Origin of the sequence: Phenylobacterium sp., from assembly GCF_030680185.1 — a bacterium.
Lineage (GTDB): Bacteria > Pseudomonadota > Alphaproteobacteria > Caulobacterales > Caulobacteraceae > Phenylobacterium.
Genome location: NZ_JAUXVZ010000054.1, coordinates 133,256 through 149,934 on the forward strand (window position 1 = coordinate 133,256; position 16,679 = coordinate 149,934).

The following is a 16,679-nucleotide window of genomic DNA, read 5'->3' on the forward strand; positions in this document are numbered from 1 at the left end:
GCCGTCTCAGCTCCTCGCCCGCAAATGCGCGCTGGCCCGGGGTTAACATGCCTTACGCCGTTTGACTTCCGGCCAGTGGGGGTTTTGCCTCTCTCCCATGACTCAGTCCCTGCCGACCAAGCTTCGCACCAATGTCCGCCTGCTGGGCCGCGTCCTCGGCGACGCCATCCGGAGCCAGGACGGGGAGGCGGTTTTCCGGCAGATCGAGGACATCCGCCAGGCCTCGGTCGCCTTCCATCGCGAGGGCGCCGCGGAGGCTGGCCGGCTGATGGACGAGCGGCTGGCGCGGCTCAGCCCCGCCGAGACGGTGCGCTTCGCCCATTCCTTCGCCTGCTTCCTGCTGATCACCAACATCGCCGAGGATCAGATCCAGCGGCGCAAGGGCCGCGACGGCGACGCGCGCCCCGACACCCTGGCCGGCGCGGTGCGCACCCTGGCGGCCGAGGGCGTCGGCGTGGACGAGGTGATGGAGCTGCTGGACGGCGCCCTGGTGGCGCCGGTGATCACCGCCCACCCCAGCGAGGTGCGCCGCAAGAGCGTGCTCGACCGCCAGGCGGCCATCGCCAACATCCTCGACGCCATGGACGACACCGAGGAGGGCGCCCCTGGCCGGACGGTCCTCGACCGCGACCTGCTGCGCCAGGTATCGATCCTCTGGCGCACCCGGTTGCTGCGGCGGGTCAAGCTGGGGGTGGAGGACGAGATCGAAACCTCGGTCTCCTATTTCGAGCGCAGCTTCCTTACCGAACTGCCCAGGCTCTATGAGCACTGGCTCGACGTGCTTGGGCATCCGGAACGGCTGCCGTCCTTCTTGCGGGTCGGCTCGTGGGTGGGCGGCGACCGGGACGGCAATCCCAACGTCACCCAGGCGGTGATGCGCCGGGCCATGGCGCGGCAGTCGCGGGCCGCCCTGCGGCTCTATCTGGATCAGATCCATGCGCTCGGCGCCGAGCTCTCTATCAGCGGCGAGCCCGAGGCGATCCCGCCGGCCCTGCTGGCCCTGGCCGAGGCCTCGCCGGATGGGTCGCCCCAGCGGGCCGACGAGCCCTATCGCCGGGCGCTGACCGGCATCTATGCCAGGCTGGCCGCCACCTATCCGCTGCTGACCGGCGAGGCGCCGCCCAGGCCCGCCGCCGGCCGCGCCGAGCCCTATGAGAGCGCCGACGCCCTACGGGCCGACCTTCAGACGGTGCAGGACGCCCTGATCGCCAGCTATGGCGAGGCCTTTGCGCAAGGCGCCCTGCCGGACCTGATCCGCGGGGTGGAGATCTTCGGCTTCCACCTGGCCCGCCTGGACCTGCGGCAGAACTCCGCGGTGCATGCCCGGGTGGTGGCCGAGCTGCTGAAGGGGGCCGGGGTCTGCGCCGACTACGAGGCCCTGGACGAGGACGCCCGCTGCGACCTGCTGCTGGCCGAGCTCGGCCACGGCCGGCTGCTGCACACCCCGTTCGCCGACTACAGCGAGGAGGCCAGGCGCGAGTACGACATCCTGACCGCCGCGGCCGACCTGAAGCGCCGCTATGGCCGCGACGCCATCCGCGCCCACATCGTCTCCAACACCCAGTCTGTCTCAGACCTGCTGGAGGTCTATGTGCTGCTGAAGGAGGTGGGGCTCTATACGCCGGCGGCGGTCGGCGAGGGGCCAGCCCACACCCAGGTCTTCGCCGAGCCCCTGTTCGAGACCATCGCCGACCTGCGCGCCGCGCCGGACATCATGGCCCGCTATCTGGGCCTGCCCCTGATCGCCGAGCTGGTGGCGCCCGTCGGCGTGCAGGAGGTGATGATCGGCTATTCGGACTCCAATAAGGACGGCAGCTATCTCACCTCCACCTGGGAGCTGAACCAGGCCTCCATCGCGCTGGCCGAAGTGGCCCGCGAGGCCGGCGTGCGGTTGCAGCTGTTCCACGGCCGCGGCGGGGCGGTGGGCCGGGGCGGGGGCTCCAGCTTCGAGGCGCTGCTGGCCCAGCCGCCGGGCACCATCGGCGGCCGCATCCGGGTGACCGAGCAGGGCGAGGTGGTGGCCAACAAGTACGCCGACCCCGAGATCGCCCGCCAGAGCCTGGAGACCCTGGCCGCCGGGACGGTCCTGGCCTCCCTGCGCAAACCTGCGCCCACCGAACAGGCCGCCCCCCACGGCGCGGCCATGGACGCCATGGCCCGCGAAGCCATGGCCGCCTATCGCGCGCTGGTTTACGAGCGGCCGGGCTTCGTCGACTACTTCTTCGCCGCCACCCCGATCAGCGAGATCGCCGACCTGAACATCGGCAGCCGGCCAACCTCCCGCCAGGCCAAGCGCACCATCGAGGGCCTGCGGGCCATTCCGTGGGTGTTTTCCTGGGCCCAGTCGCGGGCCATGCTGCCGGGCTGGTACGGCTTCGGCTCGGCGGTCGCCAGGTCCGGCGTCTCCATCGCCCAGCTGCGCGAGCTGCAGGAAAGCTGGCCGTTCTTCTCCTCGATGATGGCCAATATGGAGATGGTGCTGGTCAAGGGCGACATGGCCATCGCCGCCCGCTACGCCGGCCTGGTGGAGGACCGCGCCCTGGCCGACAGCGTCTTCGGTGACATCCGCGCCGAGTGGGACCGCACCACCGAGGCGGTCCTGGCCATCACCGGCCAGTCGGCCCTGCTGGACCACAACCCCGACCTCGCCGCCACCATCCGCTCACGCCTGCCCTATATCGACCCCCTGAACCACCTGCAGATCGAACTCCTCAGCCGCCTGCGCCGCGGCGAAGACACCGAAGCCGTCCACGACGGGATTCACCTGACGATCAATGGGATCGCGGCGGGGTTGAGGAATACGGGGTAAGGGCTGTCACACCGCGATCACCGCGAGCATCCAATATCCACGGCACAAGGGTGCGCCTGGGAGTTGGGTCGATGAAGATTCCCGTTTCGATCATGCTCGGCTTGCTGGCAGGGGCCTGTGAGATCGACAGCCAAGAACGCGAAGACAATAGAAGAATCGCCAGCGCCCTGCACTCTGCTGAGCCGTCAGCCGACAGAATTCGAATTTCTCACTACACATCGCGGGACAGAAAGGCGTTCTGCGGCATAGCCATAATCGATGGCCGCCAATCCTCATTCTATATCGGCCATGGCAAGGTCCGCATGGGCGAACACGACGTTGAATTCGCGAAGGTTGTGCACACCCCATCGATAGACCAGGCGCCGAATAAACTCGAAGCCGGCCGACGATCTATGGCTAAGCTTGGCGAAATCCTCGAAATGTGCGCCGCCGAGGGGCTGCATTTAAGGCCATCCTAGGCGGTCGGCCAAGCCTTGGAGAGATCAAGCGCCTTAGCCGCCTGCGTCGCGGCCGCGACACTGAAGCCGTCCGCGACGGGATTTATCTGACGATCAATGGGCTCGCGGCGGGCTTGAGGAGTGCGGGGTAGGGGAGGGGCGGCTATGCGCTCCGAAGCACACTCTGGCTCGCGGCCGGAAAAGAGACTTCGTCAGTGAGCCAAATGGCCAAAGCCCCTTTGTCCTGCCGAACGGATCGGGAACTAGCCACTTCGCGCGGGGGCCGACTCGCCGCAAAAAGTCGAATAGGAGGAAGTTCGACGATGCATCCAGCCCTAAAGCGATTGGTGGACGCGAATGAAGAACTCCAACGCGCGGAACGCGCCCTAGATGCCGCCCAGGAACGCCGCCGGCAAGCCGCTCGAGAACTGGCCCAAATTGAGGACCGCGAGGAACGGACTCAAGCCGCCCTTCATGCTTACAGCGAATTTGGAAAGGGGCTTAGCCTAGCGCTCGCCGAGGCAGTCACGGGTCTTCCGGGGCGACACGGACAGTCGGCGTTCCTCGTTCTCGCCGGGCGGATGAAGTACCAGCCGAAGGGGCGCCAAATCCCCAACATCTTATCTGAACGCGAGCCGGTGACAGGCTGGCGTAAGCCCGACGAATTCGAGAGCGAAGTTGTCCGCACGCATATTGCTCACGGACAAGACTATTGGATTGATGAGGGCCTTGGGTGGCAGAGGTTGATGACGCCACTCACCCCGGCACAGGCTGCGGACTATCTCATCGACCCCACGGCGGCTGTGGCCGAAAGCCTCAGCCTTACCCGTGAGGCATTTATTGAGTATCTCTCGACTGGCGGCAGCGTGCGCTGCCAGGGCCACAATAAAGACGGCACGCGGTGCAAGTCTAGAGTTGCCGGTCGAACCGGGCAACTCAAAGCTGACGTCTGGAAAATCGCCGTGGAACGGGGCGGTTATTGCCGCCGGCACGGTGGGGATCCCGAATACGATCCGCGCCGGCTGCGCGCGCCACATGCTCACAGCGCGCGCGGCTGACGGCGGCTATGTTGAGGCGGCGCACGCCGTGCGCGGTGTCGCCTATGCGTGTCGTGGCTGCGGCGCGCCCGTTATCCTCCACGCCGGCCGCATCCGGCCCTGGCATTTTCAGCACCGTCCCGACGCCGCCTGCGCGTTTGGTTCAAGGATGAGCGAAGCACATCTGAACGCGCAGCGAACACTCGCTGCGGCGCTCCGCGCGCGCGGGGTACATGTTGAGCTTGAGGCGTGGCTGCCCAGCCTGGACGGGGATCGGCGCATCGACGTCCTGGCACATCCAGCCGAGCATACCGACCGTCGCGTGGCAATCGAAGTCCAACAGATCGATATCACGGTCGAGGCGATCTCCGCCCGGACCTCAAGCTACCGCACTCAAGGAGTTGCGCCCCTGTGGCTCCGGCTGGCGGACTTCGCGCGCTTCGATCCAGCTGGCGTCCTTGCAGCAACCGGCGAGGTGTGGATTGAGCGCTATGCTGCGCGCAGTTGGGAGCGCTGGTGGCACGATCAGGTAGGAGCACTCTGGTTCTATGACTTGAGCGCCGCGCGACTTTGGCGGGGTCGGTTTGTCCAGGCTTTCGGATGGCGTGAGGGGTCAGAGTTCTACGAGGCCGGCGGCATGTTTCAATCATACCCGGGCGGCTATCATCCCGTTACCCGATGGGTCGGCCTAGCTCTTGAAGGGCCGTACACGGCCGACGCACTGAGGCTCGCCCGAGGCCGGATTCAGCCCGCGGGGGGAGCCTTATCCGCTTGGTTCGTCCCCCCTGACGGAACGATCTCGCCGTGGCCGATTCGCAGAGAACTACGCACGGAGTTGAGAGGCAACTACCTGCAGGATGTCTGCGAGCTTGAGCAGTGCGTCGAGCGGAGGTGGCTTCCGGCTGAGATAGCCGAGGTGGACGGCCCGTGGAGGCTAAGCGGAACTTCCGAACGTCGCCAATTAGCCCATAGCCGACAATCATCCGCAGGCCCAAACCCACCTCGCCAAACGGCTCCGCCCGGCTAGGCCCTCGCGTCGCGGCCTTTCCCGTGAACGCCCCCTGCGGGCCCTGCGTTGAAGGGGCGCAGCCGTCAGAGGGAGCGCGAGGATGTCCGACTACAAACTCTACTACTGGCCCGTGCCGTTCCGCGGGCAGTTCGTGCGCGCCGTGCTGGCCTTCTCCGGCCAGGACTGGACCGAGGCTGGCGCGGATGAGATTTCCGAGCTGATGGGGCGGCCGGTGGCCGACATGCCCGTGCCTTTCATGGGGCCGCCGGTGCTGGTGGATGGGGCGGCCGATGTGGCCATCGCCCAGATGCCGGCCATCATCCTCTATCTGGGCGAGACCCTAGACCTGCTGCCCGCGACGCCAGCGGCCCGGGCCCTGACCATGAAGGTGGTCCACGACGCCAATGACGTCATCGACGAGCTGACCCTGGATGGCGGTCGCCAGATGTGGACCAAGGACCGCTGGGCGGAGTTCGAGCCGCGCCTGCGCAAATGGATGTCGTTCTGGGAGGAGGCCGGGCGCCGCCATGGCCTGACGGAGACCTCGGGCTTCCTGCTGGGCGGCGAGGCGCCGGGCGTGGCCGACGTGGTCACCGCCACCCTGTGGACCACCATGGCCGACCGCTTTCCGGCCCTGGACGCGATCCTGCGCGACGCCGCCCCGAATACGGCAGCCCTGTCGCGCCGGGTCGCCGCCCTGCCGCCGCTGGCCGCCCTGGCTGCGCAGGCGAGGGCCGACTATGGCGAAGCCTGGTGCGGCGGCCAGATCGAGGCTTCGCTCCGCAAAGTGCTGGGGCCCTAGGCTCAACCCACACCCGGAGCGCGACCGCGCGACCCGCCGAACAGGCCGCCCCCGCGGAGCCCTCGAAAGCAGTGAGACGGCGTGAGCGAAAACATGGCGGACGGGGTGGGATTCGAACCCACGGTGAGCTTCCACCCACGGCGGTTTTCAAGACCGCTGCCTTAAACCACTCGGCCACCCGTCCGGAGGGGCGGCCTATAGCAGGCGATGGCTCGCGCCTCCAAGGGCTGTTGCGCGCGCCGGTCTGGAGCCCCCGCTTAACCTCGTCTCAAGGCTCAGTCTTCACACTCCGGTAAGCACGTTGGCCAAGGCGCCCGTGCAAAGGAGGCGAAGATGGGTCTGGTCCGAGGGATGGACGTCCGCGCCGTGCGGGGCCTGGTGGCGGTCAGCCTGGGCGCGCTGGCGCTGACGGCGTGCGCCGCGCCCAAGCCGAAGCTCTCCAACCGCCTGCCCGACGCCGGCGCCTCCCAGGGGGGCAAAGCGGCCCCCGGGGCCGGCGGGACCTACAAGGTCGGCAAGCCCTATCAGGTGGGCGGCGTCTGGTACGTGCCGCGGGAAGATCCCAGCTACAACAAGGTGGGCACGGCCTCCTGGTACGGAGCGCAGTTCCACTCCAAGGCCACGGCCAATGGCGAGCGGTTCGACATGAACGCCATGACCGCGGCCCACACCACCCTGCCGCTGCCCAGCCTGGTGGAGGTGACCAATCTGGAGAACGGCCGCAAGGTGACGGTGCGGGTCAATGACCGCGGCCCCTTCGTCGGCGACCGGATCATCGACCTGTCCCGCGCTGCGGCCCGCGAACTTGGGTTTGAGTCCCAGGGCCTGGCCAAGGTGCGGGTCCGCTATGTGGGCCGCGCGCCGCTGGGGGGCGGCGGCGATCTGGGGGTGCGCACCGCCCAGGCCGAGCCGGCGCCGACGCCCCAGGCGCCGATTCCCTATACCCAGCTGGCGCAGGCCACGCCGCCCCCTGCGCCCGCGCCCGCGCCGGCCGTCAGCCTGCCGCCGATTGAGCCAGAGCCGGTCTATTCCGCCCCTGAGCCTCCGCCGCCCTGGTCCAACTACCGGGTGCAGGCCGGCGCCTTCGGCGACCGGGCCAACGCCGATCGGGCGGTCAGCATGCTGGCCCATGCCGGCCAGGTCGTGGTGGAGCCCACCGGCGGCGGCTTCTACCGTGTCATTCTGGAGGCCGGCGCCGACGAGCGTCAGGCCTGGGCGATCCGCGACCAGGCGGCGCGCGCGGGCTTCCCAGACGCCCGGGTCATTCACCCCTACTGAACGGCCGGCCCTGGACTTACGCGGCGAAACGGCCAATTTGGGGCCTGTGAACCAGGGCCGTTTCATCACATTCGAAGGCGGGGAGGGGGGCGGCAAGTCCACCCAGCTGCGCCGCCTGACCGAGCGCCTGTCCGGCGCCGGCCACGAGGTGGTGGCGACCCGCGAGCCCGGCGGCTCGCTCGGCGCCGAGGCCATCCGCGACCTGCTGGTGCGGGGCGAGGCCGATCGCTGGTCGGCCATGACCGAGACCCTGCTGATGTACGCCGCCCGCCGCGACCATGTGGAGCGGGTGATCGGCCCGGCCCTGGCCCGGGGGGCCTGGGTGCTCTGCGACCGCTTCGCCGATTCCACGCGGGCCTATCAGGGCGCCGCCGGCGGGACCGATCCGGCCTTCATCGCGGCGCTGGAGACTCATGTGCTGGACGGCGTGAGGCCTGACCTGACCCTGATCCTCGACCTGCCGCCGGAAACGGGCCTGGCCCGGGCCGCCAGCCGGGCGGGCGCGGAGACGCGGTTTGAGTCCAAGGGCGAGGCCTTCCACAGCCGGCTGCGCCAAGCCTTCCTGGACATCGCCGCGGCCGAGCCGGCGCGCTGCGTCGTCATCGACGCCACTCAGCCGCTGGACGCCGTCAGCCTGTCGATCTGGCTGGCCCTGGAGGAACGGCTGGGGGGCTCGCCCCTTGGCTGACGCGGCCCCGCCCCATCCCCGCGACGTCTTCGACCTGACCGGCCATGAAGCGTCCGAGGCCGCCTTCGAGGACGCGCGGGAACGTGGCCGCCTGCATCACGCCTGGCTGCTGACCGGGCCGGAAGGGGTAGGCAAGGCCACCTTCGCCTATCGCGCCGCGCGGCGGCTGCTGGGCGCGCCGCCGGCCAAGGGCCATGGCGTGCTGGGGGTCGATCCCGATCATCCCGTCGCCCGCCAGGTCTCGGCCCGCTCCCATCCCGACCTGCTGGTCATCGAGCGGATGGGCGAGGACGGCAAGCTGCGCAAATCGATCCCGGTGGATGAGGCGCGCAAGCTCTCGGACTTCTTCTCCAAATCGCCGGCCTCAGCCGCCCACCGGGTGGCGATCATCGATCCGGCCGACGACCTGAACGTCAACGCCGCCAATGCGGTGCTCAAGACGCTGGAGGAACCGCCGCCGCGGGGCGTGATCTTCATCGTCTCCCATTCGCCGGGAAGGCTGCTGCCCACGATCCGGTCGCGGTGCCGCCGGCTGCTGTTTCGGCCGCTGGGGCTGGAGGCGACGGCCGCCTTCGTGCGCAACCACACCAACGCCAATCCGGAGGAGGCCCTGCGACTGGCGCGGATGTCGGGCGAGGCGCCGGGCCGGGCGCTGACGCTGGGCGCCGGCCCCGCCATCGCGCTGGACGATGCGGCCCGAGAGATCCTCGGGCGTCTGCCCGACCTGGACGAGGCCGCGGCGCTGGCGCTCACCGACCGGTTCCGGGGCGGGGAGGGGGCGGCCAACTTCACGCTGTTCCTCGACCGCCTGGGGGAGCGCATCCACACCCAGGTGCGGGAGCGGGCGCGTTCGGGCCAGGGCGGCCTTGATCCCTGGGCGCAGGCATGGGAGAGGCTGACCGTCCTCCCGCGCGAGGTCGAGGGCCTGAACCTCGATCGCGCCGACGCCCTGTTCTCGGTGCTTCGCGAGCTGCGGATCGCCGCCCGCGCCTGACCGATCGCCGCTGATCCATGCTCATCGACAGCCACGTCAATCTGCACGCCCCCCAGTTCGATGAGGACCGGGCCGACGTGATCGAACGCGCCCGGGCCGCCGGCATCGCCCTGATGGTCAATATCAGCGACAAGGTTTCTGGCTTCGCCGCCGTGCGCGCGGTGGCTGAGGCGGACGACATCTGGTGCACCGTCGGCACCCATCCGCATGAGGCCAAGGAAGACCCTGACCTCTCGGCCCAGACCCTGATCGACCTGGCCGCCGATCCCAAGGTGGTGGGCATCGGCGAGACCGGCCTCGACTTCCACTACGACCTCAGCCCGCGGGACATTCAGGCGCGGGTGTTTCGCGCCCATGTGGCCGCGGCCCGGGAAACCGGCCTGCCCCTGGTGGTCCACACCCGCGAGGCCGACGAGGTGATGGCCGCAATCCTGGAAGAAGAATACGCCGCCGGCCCCTTCCGCATGCTGATGCACTGCTACACCAGCGGCGCGGACCTCGCCCGCCGGGCCGCGGCGCTGGGCGCCTGGTTCTCGGTGTCGGGCATCGCCACCTTCAAGGCCGCCCAGGACGTCCGCGACGTGATCGCCGACATGCCGGCCGAGCGCATCATCGTCGAGACCGACTGTCCCTATCTCGCCCCCGTCCCACAGCGCGGGCGGCGCAACGAGCCGGCCTATCTGCCCCATGTCCTGGCCAAGCTGGCGGAGATCCGCGGCTGGAGCCTGGCCGAGGCCGAGGCGCGCACCGAAGACGCCTTCTTCGCCCTGTTCGACAAGATTCCCCGGCCGTGAGCGCGACCCTGGAGTTCACCATCCTGGGCAGCGGCTCGTCCGGCGGCGTGCCCCGGGCCGACGGCGACTGGGGCGCCTGCGATCCCACCGATCCCCGCAACGCCCGCACCCGCTGCTCGATGCTGGTGCGGCGGGTGGGCGCCGACGCCGAAGCGCCGATGACCACCGTGCTGGTGGACACTGCGCCCGACCTGCGGCTGCAGACGGCCGGCGCAGGCGTCACCCGCCTGGACGCGGTGCTGCTGACCCACGACCATGCCGACCAGGTGCACGGCATCGACGATGTGCGGGCCTTCTTCATCCGTCAGCGGGCGCGCATTCCCTGCCATATGGACGCCGCCACCTGGAAGACGATGGCCAGGCGGTTCGGCTATATCTTTGAGCCCGAGGGCGGCTATCCGGCGATCTGCGACCCGGTGATGCTGCCGCCGCTGGGGCAGGATTTCGAGATCGAAGGCCCGAGCGGCGCGATCCCCGTGGCGACCTTCGACCAGGACCACGGCGGGGTCCGCTCGGTGGGCTATCGCTTCGGCGACGTCGCCTATTCCAGCGACCTGGTGGGGCTGCCTGAGGCCTCGTTCGAGGCGCTTCAGGGCCTGGATGTGTGGATCGTCGACGCCCTGCGATGGCGGCCCCATCCGACCCACGCCCATGTGGATCTGGCGCTGTCCTGGATCGAACGGCTGGCGCCAAGACGCGCCATTCTGACCAATCTCCACATCGACCTGGACTTTAAAGACCTGGCGGCGCGGCTGCCCAAGGGCGTCGAGCCGGCCTTCGACGGCCTTCGCTTTCAACATCAGCCAGGCCCGGCATTGTCTTGAACACCCAACCGCTTAGGCTTGCTTTTCTCGCATCACGAAACGGCAGCAGCATGCGCGCCATCCTCTCGGCCATCGCCGCGGGAGAATTGGCCGCTGAAGGGGTGATCGCCGTCAGCAATAATCGCCAGGCGCCGGCCCTCGAGGCCGCCCGCGCGGCGGGTCTGGCGAGCCTGTGCATTCCCACCCGCGGTGATCCTGAGGCCGCCGACGCGCAACTGGCCAATGCGCTGACGGAAGCCCGCGCCGATCTCGTCATCCTGTCGGGCTATCTGCGGCGGCTTGGGCCCAAGGTGCTGGCGGCCTTTCCCGGCCGCATTCTCAACATCCATCCCGGCCCACTCCCGCAGTTTGGCGGGGAGGGGATGTACGGCGCTCGGGTCCATGAGGCGGTGATCGCCGCCGGCGTATCCGAAAGCGGCGCGGTGATCCACGTGGTGGACGGCGACTATGACCACGGCCCGGCGATCGCCCGCCTGAGCGTCCCCGTCGAGCCCGGCGATACGCCCGAGACCCTGGGCCAGCGCGTGACGGCCCTGGAACCGGGCTTCTACCTGACGACGCTGAAAGCCATCGTCGCCGGTGATATCGGCCTCCCCGGGGCGGGCCAGGCGGACAGATAGTCGCAGCATTCGCAAACTGGCGTTCACCACGCCTTAAGCCGGCCTGAGCGACCTTGGGGCGTCCCAGGGGAGAGATTCATGACCGCAATGGCCGCCGCGAATGAAGAGCGCATCTGGGTGAGTCCCACCCAGGCCCTGGCTGTTCTGGCCGGAGAGCTCGGTCACGCTGGCGAGGCCTGTCAGCGGCTGGACGGCTCCCTGGGCGGCCTGCTCCACCTCGTCGCGCCGGAAGACCGCATGAAGGTGATGCAGGAACTGCATGCGGTGGATCTGCTCAGCCAGCATCTGGCGGCGCTCGGCGCCCTGACCCAACATCTGGGCGCGCAGTCGCCGGACGAGGGCGCGCTTGACCTGTCAGCCGCGCTGCAGGGCCTGACGCTGGGCGAGGTCGCGCGGCGCATCCAGATGGCCGCAGGGGCGGTCCCCGCGGTCCCCCAGGATCAGGACGAGGGCGACCTCGACCTTTTCTAGAGCGCGTTCCGATAAGTGGACCCCGGTTATCGGGACGAAACGCGCCCAAGGCTTAAACTTTAGAGCCGCCGGCCTCAGTGGAAGTCCCTGGAGCCCGGCAGGATTCTTACATCCCGCGGATGACGGTGAGAGGGATGGCGGGGCGGCTGGGGGTTGGCCACCACGTCGGCCCGGGCCAACTGGATATCGGTCTCGTGCTCTTCAGAGAGCTTTGACAGCTCGGCTGTCCGGTCGATGATCCGTCGGGCGACGAGGTGGACCACGCCCTCGGGGCTCTTCTCCACCTGGCCCTCGACCTCCATCAGGCGGGCGGCCATGACCTCGCGGCGGAACTGTTCGAACATCCGCGCCCAGAGCACCACATTGACGATGCCGCTCTCGTCTTCGAGGGTGACGAAGATGGCGTTGCCTGAGCCTGGTCTCTGACGCACCAACACCACGCCAGCCACCCGCGCCGCCGCGCCGCCCCGCCGCGCCGTCGTCTCCGCACAGCTCAGCACCCCTTCTGCGGCGAAGATCGGCCGGAGCAGGGCCATGGGATGGGCCTTCAAAGACAGCCGCGTGGTCTGGTAGTCGGCGGCCACATGCTCGCCCAAGGGCATGAGCGGAAGGTTGGCGTCCGGCTCGGCGCCCAGTTCGCGCGCGCCGTTCTCGCGGGCGCGCGCCGCGGCGAACAGGGGCAGGGGATCATCGTCGGGTAGACGCCGCACCGCCCACAGGGCCTGGCGCCGGTCCAGGCCTGCCGAACGGAAGGCGTCGGCGTCGGCCAGCTTGCGCATGGCGGCGCCCGGCAGGTTGGCCCGCCTGGCCAGGACCTCGACATCGGGGAGGGGACCGTCGCGGGCCGCCGTCAGGGCGGTCGCCCAATCCTCGCGGAAGCCGTCGATCTGGCGCAGGCCAAGCCGCAGAGCCGGCGCGTCCGCCGGCCCCTCCAGATGATTGTCCCAGCCGCTGAAGGCCACATCGATGGGCCGCACCTCCACCCCATGCTCCTGGGCGTCGCGCACGATCTGGGCCGGCGCATAGAAGCCCATGGGCTGGCTGTTGAGCAGCGCGCAGGCGAAGGCCGCCGGATGGTGGCGCTTGATCCACGAGGAGACATAGACGAGTTGGGCGAAGGAGGCGGCGTGGCTCTCTGGAAAGCCATAGGAGCCGAAGCCCTTGATCTGTTCGAAGCAGCGCCGGGCGAACTCCGGGTCATAGCCCCGGTCGATCATCCGGTTGACCATCCGGCCCTCATAGGTGTGCAGGGTCCCGTCGCCGCGGAAGGTTCCCATGGCCTTGCGCAGGCCGTTGGCCTCGGCCTCGGTGAATTCCGCCGCCACCATGGCCACGCTCATGGCCTGTTCCTGGAACAGAGGCACGCCGAGGGTGCGCTCCAGGACGTTCCTTAGTTCGTTCTGGTTGTGTCCGGGCCCGGGCGAAGCCCATTCGACTTCCTCCAACTTGCTCCGGCGACGCAGATAGGGATGGACCATGTCCCCCTGGATCGGACCCGGCCGCACGATGGCCACCTGGATCACCAGGTCATAGAGACAGCGGGGCTTCAGCCGCGGCAGCATGTTGATCTGGGCCCGGCTCTCCACCTGGAAGACGCCGATGGAATCGCCCTGGCACAGCATGTCGTAGACCGCCGGATCCTCCTGCGGGATGGTGTGAAGCCGCCAGTCTTCGCCGGAGTGGCCGCGGATCAGGTCGAAGGCCTTGCGGATGCAGGTCAGCATGCCGAGCGCCAGCACATCGACCTTCATCAGGCCGAGCTCGTCGATGTCGTCCTTGTCCCATTCGATGAAGGTGCGGTCGGCCATGGCCGCATTGCCGATGGGGACCAGGTCGTCCAGCCGCCCGCGGGTCAGGATGAAGCCCCCCACATGCTGGGAAAGATGGCGGGGAAAGCCGAGCAGCCGCGTCGCCATAGCCACGGCGCGGCCGATCATGGGGTTGGCGGGGTCCAGGCCCGCCTGCTGCACATGGCGGTCCCCGATCTCCGAACCCCAGCTGCCCCACTGGCTGGCGGCCAGCCGGGCGGTGACGTCCTCGGTCAGACCCAGGGCCTTGCCCACCTCGCGGATGGCGCTCTTGGGGCGATAGCGGATGACGGTCGCGGCGATGCCGGCCCTATGGCGGCCATAGCGCTCATAGATGTGCTGGATGATCTCCTCGCGCCGCTCATGCTCGAAATCGACGTCGATATCGGGTGGCTCGTTGCGGTTGGAGGACAGGAAGCGCTCGAACAGCAGGTCATGGGTCGCCGGATCGACGCAGGTGATGCCGAGCACGTAGCAGACCGCCGAATTGGCCGCCGAACCGCGCCCCTGGCAAAGGATGCCCTTGTCCTCCGCCACCCGGACAATATCCTGGATTGTCAGGAAGTAAGGGGCGAGACTTCGCTCACCAATAAAGGCCAACTCCTTGGCCAACAGCTTCTGAACCTTCTCAGGCGCGCCGTTCGGATAGCGAATGTCGGTGCGCCGCCGGACCAGCTCCTCCAGCCACCCTTGCGGGCTCCAGCCGGGGGGAATGGGCTCTTCCGGATACTCGTAGCGGAGGTCTGCGAGATCGAAGGCGACGCGGTCCAGAAGGCTGAGGGTTTCGCCCACGGCCCCCGGCGCGTCGCGGAACAGATGAGCCATTTCCTCAGGGGGCTTCAGCCAGCGCTCGGCGTTGGCGGCCAGCAGCCGCCCGGCGGCCTCGATGGTCACCCCATGCCGGATGCAGGTCAGCACATCCTGCAGATCGCGCTCGCTGGCGGAGTGATAGAGGACGTCATTGACCGCCAGCAGCGGGACCTCGCTCCGGACGGCCAGGTCCTGCAGCCTCGCCAGGCGCCGACGATCATCACCCCGCCTCAGCATGGCCGCCGAGAGCCAGAGGGCGCCCGGGGCGGCCTGGGCCAGGCGCGGCAGGACCGTCTCCAGATCCGCCAGCCGCTCCGGCGGCATGACGATCAGCAGCAGGCCATCCAGATGGTTCAGCAGGTCGGAAAGGCCGATCTCGCACGCGCCCTTGCGGGCCCGGCGGTTCCCCAGGCTGAGCAGCCGCGTCAGCCGCCCCCAGCCCTCGCGGCTTTCGGGATAGGCCAGGATGTCGGGCGTCCCGTCGTTGAAGACCAGCCGCGCCCCCAGGATCAGGCGAAAGTCGGCGGCCCGGCGCTTGATCTCGTCTGACAGGCTGGGATCGTTCAAGGGGTCTTCGCGATAGGCCACCTCGCCCGGTGATCCGCCATCCCGCAGCTTTTCCGGCGGCGCCAGGCCATCGCGGCGCAGGTCGTTCAGCGCGCTCCAGGCCCGCACCACGCCGGCCACCGTATTGCGGTCGGCCAGCCCCAGCCCTGCCTGGCCACGCAGCAGGGCGGTCAGCACCAGGTCCTTGGGGTGGGAGGCGCCCTGCAGAAAGGAAAAGTTGCTGGTGGCCCCCAGCTCGGCATAGGCCACAGAAGAGGCGGGCGTCATGGAAAGAGGCCGTGGATAAACCAGCGCGGCTCCGGCGCCTCGCCATACAGGCCCTGGCGGAACAGCCAGAAGCGGCGGCCTTCGCTGTCCTCCACCCGGTAATAGTCCCGGGTCTTCTGGTCGGGCGCCCGCCACCATTCGCCGGCGATCCGCTCCGGCCCTTCGGCGCGCACCACCTGGTGCAGAACCCGCCGCCAGCGGAACCGCAGGGGCGAGCCGTCGGGCACCTCGGCCAGGGTCTCCACCGGCTGGGGCGGATGAAACATCTGCAAAGGTCGCAGGGGAGGGGCCTCGGGCGCCCGGTCGGGCCAGGCCGCCTGGCCGGCGCCCAAGCTGGCCCCCAGGCTCGCGGGAACCAGCCGCCCGGCCCGTTCGGGAATGTACGAGCCAAGGGCCTGGAAGCGCAGCACAGCCTCTGGTCCCAGCCTTGCGGTCAGCCGGTCGATCAGGCGGCTGAAATCCTCGTCGCCGGGCCGGTCGCCGTCCAGGCCCCGCTGGCTAGGCGCCAAAGGTTCGGTGACCAGAACCGACAGGCGCATCTGGTCGAAGCCGAACCCGGGATCGAGAGGATTGGACAGGGCGCCCAGCCGTTCGCGATACAGCCGCACAAGGCTCGGCGGGTCTCGCGTCGGGCGGCCAGTCTGCACGACGACCCGGCGCACCTGGCCATCGACCCGGTAGAAGTCGGCGCCGAAAGCCCGCCCCCCATGGCCCAGCTGATCCAGTCGGTCGGCCGCCTCAATCAACAGATCGGTCAGCACCTGTTCGACAAAGTCGGGATTGGAGATCGGTTCGAAGAAGACCCGGTCCACGACGATGGGCGGCGGCGCGCGATGGGGGGTGATGCGGATGTCCTCGTCCCCGAGGATCCGCGCCAGACGAGCGGGAAAGCCTGCGCCGAAGCGAGCGGCCAGGGGCGCCTTGGGGCGGTCATCCAGGTCGCCCAGCCGCTTCAGACCCGCCCGGCGCAGCGCGCTTTCTTCGGCCTCCGACATTTCCAGGGCAGCCACCGGCAGGCGGCGCAGGCTGTCGCGGGCCGTCGGCGCGATGAAGATCCGCGCCGGACCAAAGCGCGCCAGGGCCCGGGCCGCCTGGGGCGTATCGGCCAGAGCGGCGCGGATCTGCAGGCCGATGCGCCGGGCGCGGTCCTCCACCGCCTCGACCAGGCCCGCCTCGCCGCCGAACAGATGAGCGCAGCCGGTGATGTCCAGCATCAGGCCGTGGGGCGCATCCAGCGCGATCATCGGGGTGAAGCGGTCGAAATCCTCCAGCACCCGCGCCAGCAGGGCGGCGTCGGCCTCAGGGCGATGGGGCAGGGTGCGCAAGGCCGGAACCCGCGCTCGGGCGTCGGCCAGGGTCAGGCCCGGCGACAGACCCGCCTTGGCCGCAGCCGGGTCCACCGCCGCCAGGCGCAGGGCGCCCTTGATCTTCTCGATCAGAACCACGGGCATCGGCTCAGAGGAT

At 69.2% G+C, this 16,679-nt stretch carries 14 protein-coding genes and 1 tRNA gene; 12 read left to right on the plus strand and 3 right to left on the minus strand.

The genetic code is table 11. The annotated features are described in order from the left end of the window. Positions 1 to 97 precede the first annotated feature (97 nt). From ppc to Q8L83_RS13985, 5 genes are all read left to right on the plus strand, one after another. The gene (ppc, locus tag Q8L83_RS13970) at positions 98 to 2,809 is read left to right on the plus strand and encodes a phosphoenolpyruvate carboxylase (RefSeq protein ID WP_305287923.1); all 2,712 of its coding nucleotides are present in this window, start codon (positions 98 to 100) and stop codon (positions 2,807 to 2,809) included. Positions 2,810 to 2,880: 71 nt separating this feature from the next. Next, positions 2,881 to 3,267, plus strand: a complete 387-nt coding sequence (locus Q8L83_RS13975) for a hypothetical protein (protein WP_305287925.1) — start codon at positions 2,881 to 2,883, stop codon at positions 3,265 to 3,267. 302 nt (positions 3,268 to 3,569) lie between these two features. Beyond that, positions 3,570 to 4,304: a hypothetical protein gene (locus tag Q8L83_RS13980; RefSeq protein ID WP_305287927.1), complete on the plus strand. Its 735-nt coding sequence runs from the start codon at positions 3,570 to 3,572 to the stop codon at positions 4,302 to 4,304. Then, positions 4,282 to 5,310 (plus strand): competence protein CoiA, encoded by a 1,029-nt coding sequence (locus Q8L83_RS18655; protein ID WP_370868401.1) that lies wholly within the window; start codon positions 4,282 to 4,284, stop codon positions 5,308 to 5,310. The genes Q8L83_RS13980 and Q8L83_RS18655 overlap by 23 nt, the downstream gene beginning before the upstream one ends. 82 nt (positions 5,311 to 5,392) lie before the next feature. Further along, on the plus strand, positions 5,393 to 6,094 hold the full coding sequence (locus tag Q8L83_RS13985; protein ID WP_305287929.1) for a glutathione S-transferase: 702 nt from the start codon (positions 5,393 to 5,395) through the stop codon (positions 6,092 to 6,094). 94 nt (positions 6,095 to 6,188) lie between these two features. Here Q8L83_RS13985 and Q8L83_RS13990 read toward each other — a convergent pair. Beyond that, a tRNA-Ser gene (locus tag Q8L83_RS13990) sits at positions 6,189 to 6,278 on the minus strand. Positions 6,279 to 6,427: 149 nt separating this feature from the next. On the opposite strand from Q8L83_RS13990, the gene Q8L83_RS13995 reads away from it, so the two are divergent. From Q8L83_RS13995 to Q8L83_RS14025, 7 genes are all read left to right on the plus strand, one after another. Beyond that, a complete protein-coding gene (locus Q8L83_RS13995) occupies positions 6,428 to 7,372 on the plus strand; it encodes a septal ring lytic transglycosylase RlpA family protein (RefSeq protein ID WP_305287931.1) in 945 nt (314 codons plus the stop codon). 46 nt (positions 7,373 to 7,418) lie between these two features. Continuing rightward, on the plus strand, positions 7,419 to 8,060 hold the full coding sequence (gene tmk, locus Q8L83_RS14000; protein ID WP_305287933.1) for a dTMP kinase: 642 nt from the start codon (positions 7,419 to 7,421) through the stop codon (positions 8,058 to 8,060). Beyond that, complete coding sequence (locus Q8L83_RS14005; protein WP_305287935.1) at positions 8,053 to 9,054, plus strand: DNA polymerase III subunit delta'; 1,002 nt, start codon at positions 8,053 to 8,055, stop codon at positions 9,052 to 9,054. Before tmk ends, Q8L83_RS14005 begins: the two co-directional genes overlap by 8 nt. A 17-nt stretch (positions 9,055 to 9,071) precedes the next feature. Next, positions 9,072 to 9,848, plus strand: a complete 777-nt coding sequence (locus Q8L83_RS14010) for a TatD family hydrolase (protein ID WP_305287937.1) — start codon at positions 9,072 to 9,074, stop codon at positions 9,846 to 9,848. Next, positions 9,845 to 10,672, plus strand: coding sequence for an MBL fold metallo-hydrolase (locus Q8L83_RS14015; protein ID WP_305287940.1), 828 nt, complete (start codon positions 9,845 to 9,847; stop codon positions 10,670 to 10,672). The genes Q8L83_RS14010 and Q8L83_RS14015 overlap by 4 nt, the downstream gene beginning before the upstream one ends. Continuing rightward, on the plus strand, positions 10,669 to 11,292 hold the full coding sequence (locus Q8L83_RS14020; RefSeq protein ID WP_305287942.1) for a formyltransferase family protein: 624 nt from the start codon (positions 10,669 to 10,671) through the stop codon (positions 11,290 to 11,292). The genes Q8L83_RS14015 and Q8L83_RS14020 overlap by 4 nt, the downstream gene beginning before the upstream one ends. A gap of 78 nt (positions 11,293 to 11,370) precedes the next feature. Next, positions 11,371 to 11,763, plus strand: coding sequence for a hypothetical protein (locus tag Q8L83_RS14025; protein ID WP_305287944.1), 393 nt, complete (start codon positions 11,371 to 11,373; stop codon positions 11,761 to 11,763). A 74-nt stretch (positions 11,764 to 11,837) separates the two neighbouring features. Here the strand turns inward: Q8L83_RS14025 and Q8L83_RS14030 are convergent, their stop codons facing one another. Beyond that, positions 11,838 to 15,215, minus strand: a complete 3,378-nt coding sequence (locus tag Q8L83_RS14030) for an error-prone DNA polymerase (protein ID WP_305287946.1) — start codon at positions 15,213 to 15,215, stop codon at positions 11,838 to 11,840. After that, complete coding sequence (locus Q8L83_RS14035; protein WP_305288103.1) at positions 15,212 to 16,666, minus strand: DNA polymerase Y family protein; 1,455 nt, start codon at positions 16,664 to 16,666, stop codon at positions 15,212 to 15,214. Before Q8L83_RS14035 ends, Q8L83_RS14030 begins: the two co-directional genes overlap by 4 nt. Positions 16,667 to 16,679 lie beyond the last annotated feature (13 nt).